Origin of the sequence: Actinophytocola sp., assembly GCF_049647105.1 — a bacterium.
Lineage (GTDB): Bacteria > Actinomycetota > Actinomycetes > Mycobacteriales > Pseudonocardiaceae > Actinophytocola.
This window is the reverse complement of the sequence record NZ_JBARWZ010000115.1, coordinates 1-19,471: the sequence shown is the minus strand read 5'-3', so window position 1 is coordinate 19,471 and position 19,471 is coordinate 1. Positions and strand designations below refer to the sequence as shown.

The 19,471-nt window shown below is 70.6% G+C and carries 16 protein-coding genes; 4 read left to right on the top strand and 12 right to left on the bottom strand.

Annotation, left to right across the window (positions count from 1 at the left end; translation table 11 throughout):
* The 7 genes from WBA97_RS14000 to WBA97_RS13970 form a co-directional block, all read right to left on the bottom strand.
* On the bottom strand, nucleotides 1-1,337 hold a 1,337-nt coding region (locus WBA97_RS14000; protein WP_424231218.1), incomplete at its 3' end, for an AAA family ATPase.
* A gap of 108 nt (nucleotides 1,338-1,445) precedes the next feature.
* Nucleotides 1,446-2,594, bottom strand: a complete 1,149-nt coding sequence (locus tag WBA97_RS13995) for an exonuclease SbcCD subunit D (protein WP_424231217.1) — start codon at nucleotides 2,592-2,594, stop codon at nucleotides 1,446-1,448.
* Between the two features lie 19 nt (nucleotides 2,595-2,613).
* Nucleotides 2,614-4,407, bottom strand: coding sequence for an ATP-binding protein (locus WBA97_RS13990; protein WP_424231216.1), 1,794 nt, complete (start codon nucleotides 4,405-4,407; stop codon nucleotides 2,614-2,616).
* Between the two features lie 87 nt (nucleotides 4,408-4,494).
* On the bottom strand, nucleotides 4,495-5,100 hold the full coding sequence (locus tag WBA97_RS13985) for a hypothetical protein (RefSeq protein ID WP_424231215.1): 606 nt from the start codon (nucleotides 5,098-5,100) through the stop codon (nucleotides 4,495-4,497).
* A 70-nt stretch (nucleotides 5,101-5,170) separates the two neighbouring features.
* The gene (locus tag WBA97_RS13980; protein ID WP_424231214.1) at nucleotides 5,171-6,442 is read right to left on the bottom strand and encodes a M1 family metallopeptidase; all 1,272 of its coding nucleotides are present in this window, start codon (nucleotides 6,440-6,442) and stop codon (nucleotides 5,171-5,173) included.
* Entirely contained in the window at nucleotides 6,433-10,248 is a 3,816-nt protein-coding gene (locus WBA97_RS13975; RefSeq protein WP_424231213.1) for a Pls/PosA family non-ribosomal peptide synthetase, read from the bottom strand. The genes WBA97_RS13980 and WBA97_RS13975 overlap by 10 nt, the downstream gene beginning before the upstream one ends.
* A 187-nt stretch (nucleotides 10,249-10,435) precedes the next feature.
* On the bottom strand, nucleotides 10,436-10,717 hold the full coding sequence (locus WBA97_RS13970; RefSeq protein ID WP_424231212.1) for a DUF2277 domain-containing protein: 282 nt from the start codon (nucleotides 10,715-10,717) through the stop codon (nucleotides 10,436-10,438).
* 164 nt (nucleotides 10,718-10,881) lie between these two features.
* Here WBA97_RS13970 and WBA97_RS13965 point away from each other — a divergent pair, with 164 nt between their 5' ends.
* Nucleotides 10,882-11,688, top strand: a complete 807-nt coding sequence (locus tag WBA97_RS13965) for an SGNH/GDSL hydrolase family protein (RefSeq protein WP_424231211.1) — start codon at nucleotides 10,882-10,884, stop codon at nucleotides 11,686-11,688.
* A gap of 54 nt (nucleotides 11,689-11,742) precedes the next feature.
* On the opposite strand, the gene WBA97_RS13960 is transcribed toward WBA97_RS13965, so the two are convergent.
* The 3 genes from WBA97_RS13960 to WBA97_RS13950 form a co-directional block, all read right to left on the bottom strand.
* Nucleotides 11,743-11,886, bottom strand: a complete 144-nt coding sequence (locus WBA97_RS13960) for a DUF397 domain-containing protein (protein ID WP_424231210.1) — start codon at nucleotides 11,884-11,886, stop codon at nucleotides 11,743-11,745.
* Between the two features lie 160 nt (nucleotides 11,887-12,046).
* Nucleotides 12,047-12,208 carry a DUF397 domain-containing protein gene (locus WBA97_RS13955; RefSeq protein ID WP_424231209.1) on the bottom strand — a complete coding sequence of 54 codons (162 nt, stop codon included), beginning with the start codon at nucleotides 12,206-12,208 and terminating at the stop codon, nucleotides 12,047-12,049.
* 12 nt (nucleotides 12,209-12,220) lie between these two features.
* Nucleotides 12,221-13,039 carry a helix-turn-helix domain-containing protein gene (locus tag WBA97_RS13950; RefSeq protein ID WP_424231208.1) on the bottom strand — a complete coding sequence of 273 codons (819 nt, stop codon included), beginning with the start codon at nucleotides 13,037-13,039 and terminating at the stop codon, nucleotides 12,221-12,223.
* Nucleotides 13,040-13,919: 880 nt separating this feature from the next.
* Here WBA97_RS13950 and WBA97_RS13945 point away from each other — a divergent pair.
* From WBA97_RS13945 to WBA97_RS13935, 3 genes are all read left to right on the top strand, one after another.
* Nucleotides 13,920-14,126 carry a hypothetical protein gene (locus tag WBA97_RS13945; RefSeq protein WP_424231207.1) on the top strand — a complete coding sequence of 69 codons (207 nt, stop codon included), beginning with the start codon at nucleotides 13,920-13,922 and terminating at the stop codon, nucleotides 14,124-14,126.
* Nucleotides 14,123-14,353: a hypothetical protein gene (locus WBA97_RS13940; protein ID WP_424231206.1), complete on the top strand. Its 231-nt coding sequence runs from the start codon at nucleotides 14,123-14,125 to the stop codon at nucleotides 14,351-14,353. Before WBA97_RS13945 ends, WBA97_RS13940 begins: the two co-directional genes overlap by 4 nt.
* A gap of 282 nt (nucleotides 14,354-14,635) precedes the next feature.
* The gene (locus WBA97_RS13935) at nucleotides 14,636-15,289 is read left to right on the top strand and encodes a response regulator transcription factor (RefSeq protein ID WP_424231205.1); all 654 of its coding nucleotides are present in this window, start codon (nucleotides 14,636-14,638) and stop codon (nucleotides 15,287-15,289) included.
* On the opposite strand, the gene WBA97_RS13930 is transcribed toward WBA97_RS13935, so the two are convergent.
* Nucleotides 15,275-16,933, bottom strand: coding sequence for an ABC transporter ATP-binding protein (locus tag WBA97_RS13930; RefSeq protein WP_424231204.1), 1,659 nt, complete (start codon nucleotides 16,931-16,933; stop codon nucleotides 15,275-15,277). The genes WBA97_RS13935 and WBA97_RS13930 overlap by 15 nt on opposite strands.
* 874 nt (nucleotides 16,934-17,807) lie before the next feature.
* The gene (locus tag WBA97_RS13925) at nucleotides 17,808-19,418 is read right to left on the bottom strand and encodes an ABC transporter ATP-binding protein (RefSeq protein ID WP_424231203.1); all 1,611 of its coding nucleotides are present in this window, start codon (nucleotides 19,416-19,418) and stop codon (nucleotides 17,808-17,810) included.
* Between the last annotated feature and the right edge of the window lie 53 nt (nucleotides 19,419-19,471).

Sequence of the window (19,471 nt, the reverse complement as noted above, 5' to 3'; positions counted from 1 at the left end):
GCGGCGGCCAAGCTGGCGTCCGCGTGCGCCTTGCGCAACGCGGTGACCCGCGACTTCGCCGCCTTGACCGCGCCACGCGCGTCGTCGAGGTCGGCGGGCATCGCGTGGTGGGGCAGGTCGTGGACCTGCTGGCGGCACACCGGGCACGGCTCGCCCTCGACCAGGTCCGCGGCGAGCGCGACCGACCGGTGGGCCCGGTCGGCGGCGACCTGGGCGGTCTCGGCGTCGACGAGCGCCTGCTCGGCCGACGCGAACTCCCCCGCCGCGACGTGCTCGGCGTCGTCGGCCCGCTTCGCGTCCGCGCGGAGCCGCTCCAGGCGCTCGGCGAGCGTGGTCTGGCGAACGTGGGCGTCGCGCCAGCGGGTCAGCTCCATGGCCTCCGGCAGGCCGGACCTGACGGTCTCCGCCTCGGCCTCCGCCTTCTCGGCGGTGGTGCGCTCCTCCGCGCGGCGCGCGACCTGCTCGTCGGCGTCGACGAGCCGGGTGGCCAGGTCGACCACGTCACCGGGGCGGCGGAGCCCGCCCAGGTCGGTGAGCTGTTCACGGACGACCTTGGCGGCCGCGTTGGCCTCGGACCACTTCGTGCGCACCTCGGCCATCTTCTCGACGGCCTCGTCCACGGTCGGCACGAGCGCGTCCAGGGCGGCGACGCGCTTCTCGGCCGCGGCGACCACGTCCTCGGTGACCGCACCCAGCTCGCCCAGCCGCTTCTCGGTCATCTCCAGCTTGCTCTTGGCGACCCTGGCACGCTCCCTGGCGCGCTGCCCGACGTCCTCGTAGATGGCGTAGGCGAGCAGCTGGATCAGCAGGTCCTGCCGGTCGCTCGGCTTGGCCTGCAGGAACTCCGCGAACCGGCCCTGTGGCAGCACGACGCACTGGGTGAACTGGTCGTACCCGATGCCGAGCAGCTCGCTGACCGCGCCGGTGACCTTGTCCCCCTCGGCCACGGACTCGGCGACGGCCTCGAGGATCTTGGTGAGGTCGGCGTCGGGCGGCACACCCGGGTCGAGCCGGTCGAGCCGCGCCTCCTTGGTCTGCACGTTGCCCTGCGCGGTCCGCCGCAGCAGCCGCACCGCCGCGTACCGGCCGCCCGCCGCCTCGAACACGAGGCACACCTTGCCCTCGTTGACCGATGGCGCGAGCGCGTTGCGGATGACGTTCCCCTTGCCCCAGCGGGGAACCGTGCCGTACAGCGCGAAGCACAGCGCGTCGATCACCGTCGACTTGCCTGCCCCGGTCGGCCCGGTGAGCACGAAGAAGTCGACGTCGTGCAGCGCGACGTCGGTCTCGTCGCGGTAGCTGCCAAAGCCCTCGAACATCAGGCGCAACGGACGCATGTCAACGACCCCCTGGGTGGAATTGTTCGCGTCGTTCCTCCGCTAACACGCCGTCTTCCCTCCTGCGCTGCTCGTCAGTCCAGACGGCGCGCGCTCCGTCACTCCCGCTCACGTCGACTCCTCGAGCAGTTCGGCGAACATCGCGGCGAGGCGCGGGTCGTCGACTTCCTTCTCCGACAGGAAGTCCGCGAACAGGTCCGTCGGTGACCGGCCGATCCGCGACCGCACGGCACCGGCCTGCGCCTGCGCGCGGAACTTCTCGTCGATCTGCACGTCGAGCGTGTTCGGCAGCTTCTCGCGGACCAGGTCGGCGAGCCCGGCGCTGGCCTTCTGCGTGAGGATCACCCGCAGGAACGCGTCCCCGGCCTCCTCGCCGGCGGCGACGACCTCGTCGAGCGTGCCGCGCAGCGTGGCGAGGCGGCGGCCGCCGGTCAGCGGCACCGGGCGGATCCTGGCGCGGCTGTCCGGGGTGACCGTGACGATCAACGCGACCGACTGGTTGTCCTCCTCGCCGAAGTCCAGCGCGATCGGCGAACCGGAGTACGCGATCGGGCACGGCCCGCCGATCTCCTGGTACCGGTGCAGGTGGCCGAGCGCGGCGTAGTGCGTGCTCACGGGGAACGTGTCCGGCGGCACCTCGTAGCCGAGCAGCGTCTGCACCGCCCGCTCGCCGCCGCCCCACCGGCCGCCGAGCAGCGTCGCGTGCGTGGTGACGAGGTTGACGGTGTCGCCGGTGAACCCGGCGCACAGCGTGCCGACGATCGCGCGCACGCGGTTGGCGTAGTCCTGGTTGTGCTGGGAAGGGTTGTGCAGCAACACTTCCGCGGCCCGCACCGCGTGCCGGTGGGACAGGAACGGCAGCGCGGCCACCACTGCCTGCTCGCCAGACCGCGCCGTCAGCGTCGCCGTGCCGCCGCGGTCGGGACGCTGCGGAGTGCCGATCACGTGCATGCCCAGCTCGCCGAGCACCGGCCGGTAGACATCCTGCACGAGCCGTGCGTTGTCGTGGTTGCCCGCGAGCACCACCACGTGCCTGCCCTCGCTGCGCAGCGCCATGAGTGTCTGCATGACCAGGCCCTGTGCCTGCGGGGTGGGCGCCGCGGTCTCGAACAGGTCGCCCGCCACGATGACGAGGTCGACATCCTCGGAGTCCGCGACCCGCACCAGGTCGCGGAGCACGGCGCGCTGCTCGTCGATGCGTGGCTGGTTCTTCAGCACCTTGCCTACGTGCCAGTCGGCCGTGTGCAGGATCTTCATGAAACCCCTCAGTAACGACTCAGAACGGCGGCGGGTCGTCATCCAGGCCGGAGAACGGGTCGGCGGGCGGCGCGGGGCCGTCGTCGACGCCGGTCCAGGCGCCCTTCTCGGCAGGCCGGGTGGCCCAGGCCGGGAAGGGGAACTCGATCGCGAGCGGCACCGGGATGTCGGGTTGCGAGACGAACATCGTGCCGGGCTTCGCGATCGTTGCACGCTGCCGCTGCGCGGGCGGCAGGTAGCCGTACTCGGGCCGCGACGCCTCGGCCGGGTCGAGCCTGCCCGCGACGCGGATCGAACAGTTCGCGACGATCCGCCGCTCCACCTCGGACGCGGTCTGCTGCGCGCCGATGAGGATCACGCCAAGCGAACGGCCACGCTCCGCGACGTCGAGCAGGATCTGCTTGATCGGGCTGTCGCCGTCGCGTGGCGCGTACTTGTTCAGCTCGTCCAGCACGATGAACATGAGCGGCCGCGCGGTGCCCTGCTCCTCCTTGCGCCGGAACTCCTGCCGCAGCGAAACACCGACCACGAACCGCTGTGCCCGGTCCGGCAGGTTGTGCAGGTCGATGACCGTGACCTGCGCCTTCGACGTGGTGAGCGACCGATCCCCCCGGTCCTTGAGGTCCGCCCGGATCAGCCGTTCGAGCGGCTTCACGGCCGAGCGCAGGCGGCGCAGGAAGGCGTTGACGCTGCCGGTCGAGGTGGACCCCGCCACCCAGTCGCGGCGCAGCTCCTCGTCGAGCAGCTCGTCCTCGATCAGCGCGACGAGCTGCTCGAACGTGCGGATGGGGCCACCGTTGCGGGTGTCCACGCCGGAGACCGAGATGGCCCCGTCTGCGCCGACCTTCGTGTAGTCACGCTTGAGCCGGGCGGCGACCTGGCCGATCAGCATCGTGTACTGGGCGCGTTCGTCCTCGCCGTCGGCGAACACGAACGGCAGCAGCTCCTGCTCGCAGAACTCGGTGAGCGTCCAGTAGAACGGCGACACCGCGCGGTCGCGGGCCCGCACGTCCGGGGTGCCGCTCGGGTCACCTGGCCGGGGCGGCGCGAACACCTGCACGTTGCGGAACGACGACGACGGCAGGCCGAGCAGGCCGTACTTGGCACGCATCTCGTCGGTGAGCCGCGAGTTCTCGTAGTCGAGGAACAGCAGGTCCTCGCCCTTGACGGAGAAGATCAGCGCCTTGGTGTTGTGCGCCTCGCCGTGCAGCACGCCCGAGTTGAAGATCGAGTGCAGCAGGAACGTGGCGAACGAGGTCTTGGTCGCGATGCCGGAGACGCCGGAGATGGAGACGTGGCCGCCCCGGGTGCCGTCCACGAACTCGAAGTTGAGGAACACGGGCTGGCCGTCACGTCCGAGCCCGACCGGCACCTTCGCGTCGGCCATCGTGTCGAAGTACAGCGCGGAGTCTCGTTCCGCGCCCTCGGCCCGCGACACCGGACTGCCCGGCCGCGGCGGCACGTACACCTCGGGCTCGACCCTGGTGACGGTGATCTCGGCGACCTCGGACACCTCGGCGGGCAGCGCGCCCTGTTCGATCAGGAAGACGTCGGAGGCGAACCGCGCGCCCTCGTGCCCGGCCTCGATCTGGGTGACGACACCGGCGATCTGCACCTCGCTGCCGTCCGGCAGCTTGCGCCGGGTGACGACCACGTCGTCGAGCTGCAGGTACTGGTCCGACGCCACCCCGACGGAGAACTCGAGCGGGCTGGCGGCGACGGTGCCGACCACGAGGCCGACCGGCTTGCTCTGTCCGCTCGGTCCGCCCGCCAGTTCCGTCACGCCGTTCGGCGAACCGCTCGGCTCTGGCACACGCGCTCCTTATGTCGTCCGGGAGGCCCGCAGTCTATGTCCGCACTCGGACACAGACTGGGACCCCCGGACCTGCGCGTTGCGTGCTTACGGGAAACAGCCCGTGCTGTAGAACCCCCACTGGCCGCCGTGCATGGCCCGCACCCCGCGCGGCCCGTAGCGGCGGTAGGGCTCGTCACGGATGTCGCCCTGCTCGCCCTTCGCGAGCGGGTCGCCCCACTCCCACGAGAAGTTGTCGGCGGTCGGGTCGTAGTTGCGGTAGAACCGCCCGGCGTCGCACTGGTTGGTCTCGCAGTGCGTGTAGGTGCCGTTACAGGGTTCACGGGGCTGGGCGACGGGTTCGGCTGGCGCGGCGGCTGGAGCGTCGTAGGCCTCGCACAGGATGTAGCCGGTCCGTGCGAGCTGCCACGAGTAGCCGTAGCACCACAGCGGCTCGAACGGGTCGGCGTAGTAGACGACGAACGTCGACCCGGCACTCAGTGCGCCGAGGTAGGGGCCGTGCGGCGCGCAGACCGGCGGGTTCGACATCTCGTGCAGGTTGGTGTCGCGGATGATGGTCCGCTGTCTGGGGTTGGGGTCCTTGAAGTGGCTGGAGCATCCGGGTGGCCGCGTGTCCTGGACGGACACGTCGGCTGAAGCGGGTACGGCGGCAGGGACCAGCGCGATCGCGGCCGCCAGGAGCACCTTCAGCATGCCCACCGACGCTACGGGCCGATCTCACCCACAGCGATCGAGTGTGCACGGAGAGGACACATTTGTGCACTCACGGCAAAGCGGGCTGATACAGCCACAGGTAGAAGAACGCGGTCAGCGAACGGCCCGCGTGGCGTTCGGCGAGGGACACGAAGTCCGACGTCACCACCGTGTCGTACTGGTGGATGGCGGTCCACTCCCGCAACAGGGGGAAGAACACGTCGTCGCCGAGCAGTGTGCGCAAGGTGTGGAGGGTGAGGGCGCCGCGCTGGTAGAGGCGGTCGTCGAACATGTCGCGGGCGGACGGCTCACCGATGCGGAGGTTCTGCGGCTTGGTCGCGAGCAGGCTCCGGGACCGTGCCGCGAGCGCCTCGGCGGGCTGACCGCCGGACCGCTCGGACCACAGCCACTCCGCGTACGCGGCGAAGCCCTCGTTGAGCCAGATGTGCTGCCAGTCCGCGAGGCCGACGCTGTTGCCGAACCACTGGTGGGCCAGCTCGTGCGCGACCAGCCGCTCGTGGCCGCGGCGCCCGTCGACGTGGTTGGCGCCGAAGATCGACAGGGCCTGCGCCTCGACCGGCACCTCCAGTTCGTCGTCGGTCACCACCACGGCGTACTCCGCGAACGGATACGGGCCGAACAGGTCCGTGAACACCCGCATCATCTTGGGCTGGCGGGCGAAGTCGTGCTGCGCGGCCCGCGAGAGCCCCCTGGACACCGCGAGGATCTGCCCGGACGACAACAGGCTCCGCTCGTATAATCCTATTTGGACAGTCGCGAGATAGGGCGCCATCGGCTCGTCGGCGAGGTAGGTCCACGTGGTGGTCGAGCCGCGGACCAACCTGGCCGCGAGCACCCCGTTGGCCACCACCGTGTACGCGGTGGGCACGGTGACCTCGATGCGGAACGTGGCCTTCGCGCCGACGAGATCGTTGCAGGGGAACCAGGACGGCGCACCGACCGGCTGGCTCGCGACGATCACGCCGTCGGTCAGTTCGTCCCAGCCGACCTCGCCCCAGTGCCGGGTGCGCACCGGCGCCGGCCGTCCCGCGTACCGGATCTCCACCGGGAACGGGGTGTCCACGAGGAACCGGCCGCGGATGCGCAGCTTGCCGCCCCGGTGCGTCCACCGCACCGGTTGGCCGTCCACCAGCACCCGCTCGACCCGGAACGGCCCGAGGTCGAACACGAGCGGAGTGTCCGGCGCCGACGCGACCACGGTCAGTCGCGCCTTCCCCGTCAGCCGTCCGGTCGCCGGCTTGGTCGCCAGCTCGAGGTCGTAGTGCGAGACCCGGTAGCCGGGGTTGCCGTGCCCGAGTAGGTCGATGTCCCTCAGCGCCATGCCGCGACGGGGTTGCCGAGCCAGCGGGTGCCCGGGGGCACCTGCTCGCCCGCCATCACGAGCGATGCGGGCCCGACGCAGGTATGCGCGCCGAGAGTGGTGCCGGGAAGCACGATGCCGTGGGGGCCGAGCGTGGCACCGGCGGAGAGAGTCACCTGGTCCATGCGCAAGATCCGATCATGGAACAGGTGTGTTTGCACAACACACCCTCGATTCACGGTCGCTCCATCACCCAGATGGACCAGGTCCGCCTCTGGCAGCCAGTACGAGTCGCACCACACGCCGCGGCCGACGCGTGCACCGAGCGCACGCAGCCACCACGACATCAGCGGTGTGCCGCCGACCGCGCCGACGAGCCACGGCACCGCCAGGACCTCGACGAAGGTGTCCGCCAGTTCGTTGCGCCACACGAACGACGACCACAGCGGGTGGTTGCGCGCACGGAACCGGCCGACCAGCACCCACTTCGCGGCCACCGCGACCACGCACGCGACGAACCCGCCACCCGCGAGCAGCACCCCGCCGAGCAGCAACCCGAGCGGGAGGCCGACCGCGGCGATCCCGGCGAGCACCAGCACGGCGAGCGCGACCGAGCACATCATCGGCACGATCCGGCACAGCTCGACGAGCGCGCGGGCGACGAGCAGCCCGCGTGGCGGCTCGTAGGTCCGCCCTGCCTCGCCGCGCTCGGCCACGCGCGGCAGCTTGATCGGCGGCATGCCCAGATAGGAACTGCCCGCCTTGGCGTGTTTCGGCGCCGCGGACAGCACCCCGACGAGCCCGCGCTTGGGCACCGAACGGCCGGGTGCCGCCATGCCGGAGTTGCCGACGAACGCACGTTTCCCGACCCGCACGGCCGCGATCCGCAGCCAGCCGCCGCCGAGCTCGTAGGCGGCGACCAGGGTGTCGTCGGCGAGGAACGCACCGTCGCCGACGGTCGTCATCGCGGGCAGCGCCACGACGGTCGACGCCTCGACGTGCCTGCCGACGCGCATGCCGAGCGCACGCAGCCAGACGGGCGTGAACAGGCTGGCGTACAACGGAAAGAGCAGGCTGCGCGCGGAGTCCATGAGCCGCAGCGTGGTCCACGCCTGCCACGCGACGCGGCCGCGCACGGGATGGTGGCCCGCGCGCAGGCCGATGCCGAGCAGCCGCACGGACACCAGCGTCAGCAGTGCGTGCGTGCCGAACCAGGCCACGGTCACCGCGGGCACGGCGGCGAGCGCGGCGCCCACTGCCGGGGTGCCGCCGAGGAAGACGGTCAGCAGCCACAGCGCCGGGAGCGCGGACACCACCGGCAGCAGTCCGAGGAGGACGGAGGTGACGTCGTAGATGGCGAGCCAGGTGCGCGGCCGGGCCGGGCGGGCCTTGGGCCACCGGTGCGCGGCCTTGCCCTGCTTGACCGCGGGCACCCCGGACCAGCGCTGCCCGGTCGGCACGGCGCCGACCACCCCGGAGCCGGGCGCGATCTCGGCGCGCTTGCCGATGCGGGCGCCGGGGAACAGGGTGCTGCGCGCACCGACGGTCGCGTCGGCGCCGATGCGGATCTTGCCGATGTGGACGAGGTCGCCGTCGACCCACGTGCCGGACAGGTCGACCTCCGGCTCGATCGCGGCACCGGCGCAGACCTTCAACATGCCGGTGACCGGCGGCAGCGAGTGCAGGTCGGCGCCCTCGGCGATGCGGGCGCCGAGCGCGCGGGCGTAGTGGGTGAGCCAGGAGCCCGCGAGGTCGGTCGCGCCGCTCCGTTCGGCGAGCTGTTCTGCCGCCCACAGTCGCAGGTGGACGCCGCCGCCACGCGGATAGGTGCCGGGTTTGATGCCACGCAACAACATCCGGGCACCACCGGCGGCGATCGCGAGCCTGCCGGGCGGGCTGAACAACAGCAGCCAGCCCGCGCCGACGAGCCACCACGACGTGGTGACCGGATAGCCGAGCACGTTACCGAGCGCGGCGAGCGCGACCGTCCACCGCAGACCGACGATCGTCAGCAGCGGCAGCATCGCGAGAGTCTGGATCACCGCGGCGCGCCGCGGCACGGGTGCGATCTCCCGGGTCGATGCCCGCGTGCCCGCCAGGTCGTCGAGCCGCGCGGCCAGCGCCGCGACGGTCGGGTGGTGGTAGACGTCGCCCACCGACATCGAGGGGTAGCCCGCACGCACCAGCGACACGAGCCGGGCGGCGGCGAGGCTGCCACCGCCGGACGCGAAGAAGTCGGCGCCGGGTCCGGCGGGTGGCGTGCCGAGGACCTCGGCCCAGCGTTCACCGAGCCACGCCTGCGTGCCGCGCAGTTCGGCGGTCTCGGCCGTGCCGGGAGCCAGCGGCCAGGGCAGCGCGTTCCGGTCGACCTTGCCGGAGGTGCGGGTGGGCAGCGTGCCGACGACCGCGAGCCGAGGCACGAGCGCGGCGGGCAGGGCCTCCCGCAGCCTGGTCAGCGCGCCGTCGGTGTCGAAGTCCTTGGCCACGACGACGTAGCCGACGAGCAGCTGGGTGCCGCTCGCGGTGGTGCGGACGGCCGCGGCGGCGCCGGTCACCCCGGGCAGCGCCAGCAGCGCGGCGTCGATCTCCCCCAGCTCGATGCGGCGGCCGCCGAGCTTGACCTGCTCGTCGGCGCGGCCGAGGAACACCAGGCCCTCGGGCTCGGCACGCACGAGGTCACCGCTGCGGTAGGCACGGGGCCAGCCAAGCGATGGCAGCGGCGCGTACTTCTCGGCGTCCTTGCCGGGGTCGAGGTACCTTGCGAGGCCGACACCGCCGATGACCAGCTCGCCCGTGCCGCACATGGGCACGACCTCACCGGCCGGGTCCACGACCGCCAGCTCCCAGCCCGCGAGCGGCAGTCCGATGCGGACCGGGCCGTCGCCGGTCATGCGGGCGCCGCACGCGACGACCGTGGCCTCGGTGGGGCCGTAGGTGTTCCAGACCTCGCGGCCGTCCTGGGCGAGCCGTTCCGCCAGGTCGGGCGGGCACGCCTCGCCGCCGAGGATCAGCAGCCGCACGTCGAGCAGCGCCTCGGGCGGCCACAGCGCGACGAGTGTCGGCACCGTGGAGACGACCGTGATCTCCTGCTCCACCAGCCACGGCCCGAGGTCGACACCGGTGCGGACGAGCCAGCGCGGCGCGGGCACGAGGCACGCGCCGTACCGCCACGCGAGCCACATCTCCTCGCAGGAGGCGTCGAACGCGACGGACAGCCCGGCGAGTACGCGATCGTCCTGACCGATGGGGTCGTCGACGAGGAACAGGTCCGCCTCGGCGTCGACGAACGCGGCTGCCGAGCGGTGGCTGACCGCGACACCCTTCGGCTTGCCGGTGGAGCCGGAGGTGAAGATGATCCACGCGTCGTCGGCAAGGCCGGCGGGACCGCGCCCGGCCGGGGTGTCGCACACGACCAGCTCGCGGCCCGCGCCAAGCACCGCGCACACCGCGGCCTCGGCGAACACCAGGTCAGCGCGCTCGTCGGGGTCCTCGAAGTCGACCGGGACATAGGCCGCGCCCGCCGCGAGCACGGCGAGGATCGCGACGTACAGGTCCGCGGTGCCGGACGGCACCCGGACGCCGACCCGGTCACCGGCGCCGATGCCCTCGGCGGCGAGCTTCTGACGCAGCTCGTCGACAGCCGACAGCAGGCCGGTGTAGGTGAGCACGGTCGCGCCGTCGTCGATCGCGGGCGCCGCCGGGTGGCGGGCCGCGGTGTCGGCGAGGATGTCGTTCAGGGTGCGGGGCGCGGCGGCGGCGGCGCCGCTGAACCTGGCGAGTGGCGTGGTGAGCGTGTCGAGCAGTGACTCAGCGCAGATGGCGGTCATCGATCACCGGGCGAACGCAGGCTCAACGGATCCTCCGTGGATAGCGCTGCGTCCGGCGGCACGCGGTGCAGCGAGCCGTCTGAACCGACAGACGGCCGACCCGCGACTCTACCTCGGGATCACGCTGAGTGCCGAATTACACCACTCGACGGTGTGAGACGTCACAGACGGTCACATCGTGGAGGGATCAGCTGGACTCGGCCGCCCGCGCCGCTATCCGGGCGCGAACCTCCGGCCTGCGCAGCGGCGGCACCGTCGCGGGCGGCTGCTTGCGCGGCGGCAGCTCGGCCAGCAGGCGCGTGGTGCTCGCGGTGATCTCGGCGACGGCCTGGTCGATCGCGTCGCGGGTCTTGTCGGTGACCGTCGCGACGCCGGCCACCTTGCGGACGAACTGAAGAGCGGCCGCCTTGATCTCCTCGTCGGTGGCGGCGGGCTCGAGTCCGCGGAGCGGGGTGATGTTTCGGCACATGTGCCCAACTTTAGCGCCACGCACTGAAGACGACGGAAAGTCGCGAACTCTCCCGAATAGCCGAAAACAATTACCGAATCAGCCGATTGCCCGGCGCGGGGCACACACGCACGCTGATCATGTCCGACCCCCCGGACATCCCCTGCAACGTGTGGAGACAACCCATGCGACAAGGCAAACGACTGGCGTTGGCCACCGCCATCGCCACCCTGCTCACCCTCGTCGGCGTCGGCCAGGCCCAGGCGGCGGCCGGTCCGTACACCGCGCTCGGCGACTCGTACTCGTCCGGCGTCGGCACCCGCACCTACTACCCGGACAGCGGTTCCTGCTACCGAGGCGCGCAGGCCTACCCGGTGCAGGTGGCCGCGCGGCTCGGCGCGCCGCTGACCTTCGCCGCGTGCTCCGGAGCGCGGGTGCCGGACGTACTGAACCAACTGGGCAGCCTCAACGCGGCCACCGCATACGTGACCGTGTCGGTCGGCGGCAACGACGCCGGGTTCGCCGACGTGATCACCCAGTGCGCCCTGCCGTGGCCGTGGACCTGCACGGGTGACATCAACAACGCGAACAACTACATCCGCGACACGCTGCCCGGCGCATTGAACAACCTCTATGGCCAGATCCGCACGAGGGCACCGAACGCGCGGGTCGTCGTGGTCGGCTACCCCCGCCTGTTCAACGGCGAGGAGTGCAACGCGGGCGCACGGATCAGCCCGTCGGAGCAGACCTCACTGAACGCCACCGCCGACCTGCTCGCGACGACCATCGCGGGCCGCGCGGCGGCGCACGGGTTCCGGTTCGTCGACGTGCGCTCACCCTTCACCGGCCACGCCGTCTGCGACGACGCCGAGTGGGTCAACGGCCTCTCGAACCCGGTCCTGGAGTCCTACCACCCCAACGCCGCCGGCCACACGAACGGCTACACCCCGCTGGTCGCGAACGCCATGAACGCCGCCCTGGCACAGGTCTGAACCGTCTGCGCCCCCAGATCCGTGAGGCTCTGGGGGCGCAGGCCGTGCAGTGTGTCAGCGGGATAGGTGGTCGTCTCGCACAGCGACGATCAACGACCGCCACGACAGCTCGAGGTGAGGGCCACCCGGGTTCTTGCTGTCGCGGACGCCAACCGCGTGACCCAACTCGACGCAGTCTCCGTTGTTCCCGCCGCTCAAGCTCGACTTCCCTCCAGCGCATCGTGGCGCCGGATGTATCCGTCATGGTCGCGTGCCTGGTCAGGGAGTCGAGCAGGCCGGAGTGGACATGACGCCACCGGCCTGAACACAGCAGTGCGCCCCCAGGGCTACCAATGCTCTGGGGGCGCAGTCGCGGTGGTCAGTGGGCTCGCTTCATCGCGGCGACCAGCGTCTGCCACGACACCTCGATGCGAGGGCCGTCCGGGTTCTTCGAGTCTCGGATCGCGGCGCCGCTGCTACCCAGCTCGACGCAGGTGTTCGCCCCGCTTGACCGTGACGACTTCTTCCAGCGCTCCTCCATGTAGCTCCTCCGTCAATCGGTACCGATGTGCACGCGGAGGATCGTCGCAGAGCCTTCGTCGTCCAACGCCTGCGCCCAGATGCCTTCGAACGTGGCGGAGTAGACCGCGGTCTCGTCGGCCTCGTGGATGTAGGTGGCGTCGGTGATGCCGTCGATGTAGACGCGGGTCACGTCGGATGAGGCGAGATGCAGGTAGGTGAAGCCGACGCCCTTGGCGCGGTGCGCGCCGACGGTGTCGGGAAGCACCCGGATGGTGACGTTCGGCAGAGTGGCGGTCTCGAGCACATGTTCGAGCTGTTCGCGGAGCCCGTCCGGGCCGCCCACCTGGCTGCGTAGGGCAGCCTCGCCGAGAAGGACCCGCACAGTCGGTGGGTCGTCTCGGGTCAGGACTGCGCGGCGAGCGACCCGATCGACGACCTGTGCGTCGAGGTCGTCGGTGCCTGCGGTGGCGAGGAGAGCCCGCGCGTAGGTCTTGGTTTGGAGGATGGCGGGGATCAGTTCGGCGTCCCAGTAGTCGTACTGGGTGGCGGCGCGTTCGTAGGTGAGGAATGACTGCGCGAAGTCGGCGACGTGCGCGGACACTTCACGTTTGCGGGCGGCGTCGGCGAGCGCGTGGAGCGCAGCCCGGTCCTCGCTGTTCAGATTGAACAGGTCGGCGAGCTGGTAGACCTCTGCGGGGACGGGCACACGGGTGCCTGCTTCGACACGGCTGGCCTTGCCTGGATACCAATGCAGTCGCTCTTCGACCTGCTTGAGGGTCACTTCGGCGGCGAGGCGGGCGCGTTTCACCGCCTGCCCGAATTCGACCCGTTGCGGGTTCTGGGTCGCCATCTGTGGCCTCCGTGGGGCTGTCCATCTGTCTGTCTCCTGGCTTCATCTTGCCCTGACAGCGGACGCTATTACACATCCCCCATTTGGGCATAGCCAATTGGACATGTCCAGTTGTACAGTGCTAGCAGGCCACACCGTATCGGTTCCTCAAGGTGTCGATGTGCACGCGGTGTCGGTCTCGCCCGGCAGGTTCGGCTTCAACCGGCCTGCCGGGTCGACACCAACAGGCAGTCAGCGACCCCAGGGAGCAGCTGTGCAGAGAGACGGAGACCGTCCCACCGAGCGTGAGGTCTACCCGCAATCGAAAGCAGCGAGCGACCCCCGCAACAAGGCACGTCGACTGGACGTGGCAGCAGTCGACGAGCAGCGTCGGCAGTCAAAACAGCAGCCGGGTTCGTGACCATGTGGTGGCTGCCGTTCGTACTCCTGGCCGGGGTGGTCTTCGGACTGATCGGCCTGGTCGCCTACGCGGCGAGGCGGCAGCCATGACACCAGATCAGGCCGGGTGGGCCATCTTCGCCGGGTTCGTGATCCTCGTCGGCGGACTGGGGCTGCTGCTCCGCTGGTCGCTGAGACGAAGCGAGGCCCGGTTCCACCACGATCTTGAAAAATATCTTCGGGACAGCCGTGTCGCCCCCTCCGGCCGCCCCGAATCGGGCAGCGCAACTCCCCCACGTGCGCTGCCCCCACGGGCCGGGGGTGATGCAGGCGACCGCGTCGAACCCGCCACATCACCCCCGGCCCCGCATCCCCCGACGGACGCGGCTGACCCCCAACCTGCCGCGCCCGTCAGGCGCTCTCACGGAGGTGCGTTGTGAACGGTGAGTCACCACGCGGGTACCGGCGGTACACGTATGGGCCAGCCGCCCAGTTTGTTTGGGTGGTGTCGCCGTGGGACCGCCAGGCTCACGCGTTCCACGCGCTGGGTGAGGTCACCGCCGCGGCGATCTGCAGCCACTCGACAAGAGCCTCGACGCTCGTCGCCGACGACGGCTCCGCCCCCGACTGCCTTGGCTGCGTCGTCGCCATCTCCCAGCTCGTGATCGGCCCGGCCAACGACCGGTTCCATTGGCAGGCCCCGCGATGATCGACGTCACGGACCGGGTGTCCGCCACCACGTACAGCCACGACGCCGGGTTCGTCGACGCGTGCTCGACCTCACCCGGCCCACGCGTCCGCAACGACACCCGAATGGATCAACGGCCTCCCCGACCCCCGTCCTGGAGTTCCTGGCACCCCAACATCACCGGGCACACGAGCGGCTACACACCGTTGATCGCGAACGCCATGGGCGCGGCCATGACACGGGTCTGAACCGCTAGGAGGACTAGCCATCTGGTGCGGATGTCGTAGTGCATCTGCACCAGATGGCCGCTTGTCGAAAACTACTTTGAGTGGGTCCTCGCTAGTCCGTCCGAGAATTTCCAAACATATTTTGTGTAGCATTCCCGCGCCGTATCCACCTCATTGTTTCTCTCGTTGCTCCAAGTGAAGGACGATCTGTAACAAGAATTCGGTCGGTCGTGACCTCCTCTGTGGGAACGGCGATCGGATGGGGATCGCCGCACCAGGCTGATTACCGTCCCAGGAGGATGCATGGCGCGTCGCAGCTCCGCCGACCCGGTGGTTCAGGAGGAACGAAGATCCATCCGTGTTCTGCTCGCGGAGGACATGGACCTTCTGCGCACGGCATTGGTGAGTCTGTTGTCGGTGGAGGAGGACATCGAGGTCATCGCTGACCTGAAATGTAACGAGAAGGCGGTGTCGGTGGCGGTCCGGTTGCGACCGGATGTCGCGGTGGTGTCTGCCGACCTGCCGGAGAACAAAGGGTTGACCACTGTACACGAGCTACGCAAGCGGTTGCCGGAGTGCCAAATTGTGGCGCTTACGGTAAAACGACCGGTTGGTTTGTTGAAAAGGCTACTTGCCGCCGACGTGTCCGGTTTGATCGACAAGAACGCGCCGGCCGCACGGCTGCTGCACGCGATCCGCGGCGTCGCGCAGGGCGGCACGGTGATCGACGCGAACCTGGTGATCGCCGCCCTGTCGGCGGGCAGGAACCCTTTCACACCAAGGGAGTTGTCGGTGCTGCAGCTGGCGGCGCAGGGGGCGAGCGGTCCGGAGATCGCGAAACAGCTTTCGCTGTCACCGGGAACGGTGCGCAACTACCTGTCGAACGCGATGAACAAGACCGGGGCCAGGACACGGATCGACGCGATCCGCATCGCGACCGAGTCAGGCTGGCTGTGACGCCGGGGTTCGGCCGGCTTCCCAGTGGCCGAGCAGGTCGCGGTAGAGGGGCGAGGTTCGCAGCAGCGTGGCGTGGTCACCGACCGCGGCACCCGCGCCGTCGAGCACGAGCACCCGGTCGGCCCGCAGCGCGGAACTGATCCGGTGCGCGATCACGATCAACGTGCCGCGCGCCGCGAAGGCGTCCTCGGCGCGACGTTCCGCGACCGGGTCGAGGTGGCAGGTGGCCTCGTCGAGCACGACGAGCGGCGCGGGCGACAGGTAGGCGCGCACGAGCGCGACGAGCTGCCGTTCGCCTGCGGACATCTCCTCCGGCCGGAGTTCGGTGTCGTAGTCGCCGAGGTCCGCGCCGATGGCCGCGGCGGCGGAGTCCAGCTCGTCCGTGGTGGCATCGGGGTTCAGGTACGTGAGGTTCTCGCGCAGGGTGCCGGTGAAGACGTAGGCCTCCTGCGGGATCAGCACCCGGGTGGTGGCGAGCTCGGCGGGTTCGAGGTCGGCCGAGGGCACATCGCCCAGGGTCACCTCACCATCGTCGGGTCGCAGCAGCCCGCACAGCAGACTGACCACAGTGGACTTCCCGATGCCGCTCGGCCCGACGACGGCGAGGTGTTCGCCGTGCTCGACGGTGAGGTCGAGGTGGTCGACGACCGGTTCGGCGTGCGGGCCGTAGGCGAAGGTGACGTCCCGGAGCCGGACGGTGTGCCCGTCGAGCTTCGGGTGGTCCGCCCGCGGTGCGGCGGCGACGTCGCTGGCGTCGAGGACCCGGCCGAGGGTGATCACGAACCGCAGCCCGCTGCCCCCGACCCCGGCGACGAAGTTCTGCAGCGCCGGTTGTAGTCCGAAGAGGACATACGTGGCACCACCCATGATCCCGCCCGCGGTGAGCCCGTTCCCGACGAGCCACGGCCCGGCGAAGAGCAGCACCAGCAGGGGAAGCCAGCCCCCGATCGCGAAACACGCGGTCCGCAGTGCGGCGACCTTGGCGAGGGCCCGCTCGGCGGCGGCCTGCTCGGCGATGGGGGTGGCGACGAGCGCGGCGGCGGCCGCCTCGGTTCCGCATGCGGAGATGTCACGGACGCCGGAGAACACGCGGTCGGCGGCGTCGCTGAGCCGTTCGTCGGCGAGGACCGATGCCCGCTGACGGGCGGCGGCGACCCCGAGGACGGCGAGGAAGGCGAGCAGCCCGAGGAGGAACGGCGGCAGGATCAGGAGCGCGATGGCGGGCGCGATCGACAGGGAGCCGATGACGACGCCGACCACGGTGACGAGGAACCCGCGCACGACGACGACGAGCCCGGCGTAGGTGTCCCGCACGATTTCCACCTGGCGGGTGAACCTGGCGAGCGCGCCGTGGTCGGGCCGTCCGTCGGCGCCGTTGCGCAACGCGCCGCCGACCACGCGGTGCACGAGCTTGTCGCGGAAGGGTTCCGCGAGGTCCCCGAGCCGCCGGAACACCATGCGGGTGCCGACCGCACCGACGACGGAGACGACGAGCAGGGAGGCGAGCCAGAGCATGCCGACACCGGGCCGCCCGGCCAGGAACCCCTGGTCGACGGCGTTGGCGATGGCGATTCCGGAAACGGCCGCGGGCACCGCCTCCGGCAATGACCAGAGCAGCAATGCCGCGGTCGGCCGCGGCGACAATGATGCGACGGCATAACGAAGTTCCCGTTTCACGTCAACCCCGCCCGTCCCACATCCACGAACGAACGTCCCATTGACACGGCAGGGGGTCCCCCGAATTCCACGCTACCAGCGGACACCGACATTTCCGGCCCACTTCGGGCGTCCGTCCACAAACCAACCGAACCCAGTGTGGACGAAAGTCCCCTCCGCGCACCAGGCAAGGGGTCGGGAAAGTGGTTCCGCCAGGGCCGGGGCGCGCAGCGCCCGGCCCTGGCGGCGGACAGGTGAGATGCCCCGAAAGACGCTTTCGGGACGCTCAACCTGAATCCACCGACGTTCTTCTCAGTTTGTCTGGTCGCGCGACGGCCATCGACCTGATCAACCCCGCTTCCCGCCAGGGTGGAGGACAGGCGCGATGCCCCGAAAGGCGCTTTCAGGGCGTTGAACGTCCCAAAGGCGGCTTTCGTGGCGCCAACTATGCCCCGAAAGCGCCTTTCGTGGCATGGCACCCGCAGGGTGCGGTGCCCAGCGCCCCGAAAGGGGCGCCCGAAGGGCGCAAGCCCGCCACCAAGGGGCTCCCTGCCATCCCGTCGACCTGGCAGAGCCCGATCACACCGTGTCAAGGGGGCACCAACAACACAAACCCGCGCCAAACGCTGGAACCGCCCCCTTGACGCGGTGTGATAGCCCGTAGGGAGGACGACGGGATGGCAGGCAGACCCGAACCCAACGCAAGAAACCTCGAAACCCCAGACCATCCTGGAGACCTGCCCCTCCGGCGAGGAGCCGCCGGAGGCAAACGACCGCCGAAGGCAAACCGGCGAGACAAAATCCAGGCTCAACGACCTGAAAGCGTCTTTCGGGACACTGGGATCGCACCCGGCGGGACGAGTCATCCGAACACCTCGCGGTAGTCGCGGTCCGCCCACAGCTCCTCGTGTGTGCCCACTGCCCGCACCCGTCCCGCGTCCAGCCACACCACGAGATCCGCCCGCGCGGCGGTCGACATCCGGTGCGTCACCACCAACCGGGTCCGCCCGCCCGCCTCGATCATCGCGCGGCTGATGCGCAGCTCCGTCACCATGTCCACACTGGACGTCGCGTCGTCCAGCACCAGCAGCCGTGTGGCGCCCCATGCCCGTGCCAGCCCCAGCCGCTGCAACTCCCCACCCGACATCGGCGCCGACGACAGCGGGGTGTCGTACCCGGACGGCAACCGCGACACGAACTCGTGTGCGTACGTCGCCCGTGCCGCCTCCTCCGGCCGCGTGCCGATGGCGGCACCGACCGTGGCACCGACCAGCCTCGGCCGTTCGAACGCGACCCCCACCGCCGCGTGCAACTCCTCGTGCGACAACGACGACAGCGGCACCCCGTCCAGCAGCACCGAACCCGACGACGCGTCACGCAACCGCGCGGCCACCTCCGCGAGCACCGACTTCCCCGCCCCCGACCGCCCCACCACCGCGGCCGACGACCCACCCGGCACCGTGAACGTCACGTCGGTCAGCAGCGAATCCACCGACACAGCACAGAACGCCAGCCTGCCCTGCCCCCACGGCAGCGTCGCGTCGCCATGCGAAACGGCAGGCACCGCCAGCACCGCACCCACCCGGGTCGCGCCCGCCCGTGATCGCGCCAGCCTGCCGAACACGCTCGTCAATCCCCCGAGCCCCGCGCCAAGCATCGCGTACTGCCCGGCCGCGAACAGCTCTCCCGGTGTCAACCGGCCCTGCGCGAGCGCCCATCCCCCGGTTCCCAGCACCGCCACCAGCACCAGCGGCCCCACCACCGCGCCCTGTGCCGCCGCCCCCGACAGCACCCGCCAGCTGCGCATCCCCTGCTCGTGCAGCTCGGGCAACGGCGCCAGCACCCGGCGCTCCTCCCGGTTCACCGTGCCTGCCGCCGCGATCGTCCGCAGCCCGGCGAGTGACTCCGACAGCCGCGCCGCGATCCGGCCCTGCACCGTCAGGTAGGCCGTCACCACCGCCGCGGTCCGCACCGTGAACAGCCGCAGCACCACCGCGACCAGTCCGACACCAGCGAGGAACGCCACCGCGAGCCAGATGTCCAGATATACAAGTAGAACGAGGCTGCCGACCGGCGGAAGCACCGAGGTCCACACCGTCACCAGCGCGGGCCCGGCGTTCGCCGCTTCCGCGGCATTGCCGGAGACCCGGCTCACCAGGTCACCCGTCGCGAACCCGTGCCGGGGCCCGGCCGACAACACGTGGCCCACCAGCCGGTTCCGCACCCACGCGGTCGTGCCCGCCACGCACGCGGTGCCCGCGAACGCGTCGACCAGGTCGGCCGCGATGCCGAGCACGATCAGCCCGGCGGCCAGCCAGAACCACATCGGGGACCCGCCGTACACGATCGCGTCGACGGCCCGGCCGAGCACCATCGGCAGCGCCAGCGCACCGAGCGTGCCGAGCAACGCGCTGACACCGATCAGCGGCAACCAGGCACCGGCTTTTCGGGCGATCTCACCGAAAGCCTCCACGGGTTACCCTTCCAGACAGGGCCGCGGTCCCGGACAAACGCCAGTTGTCCGGG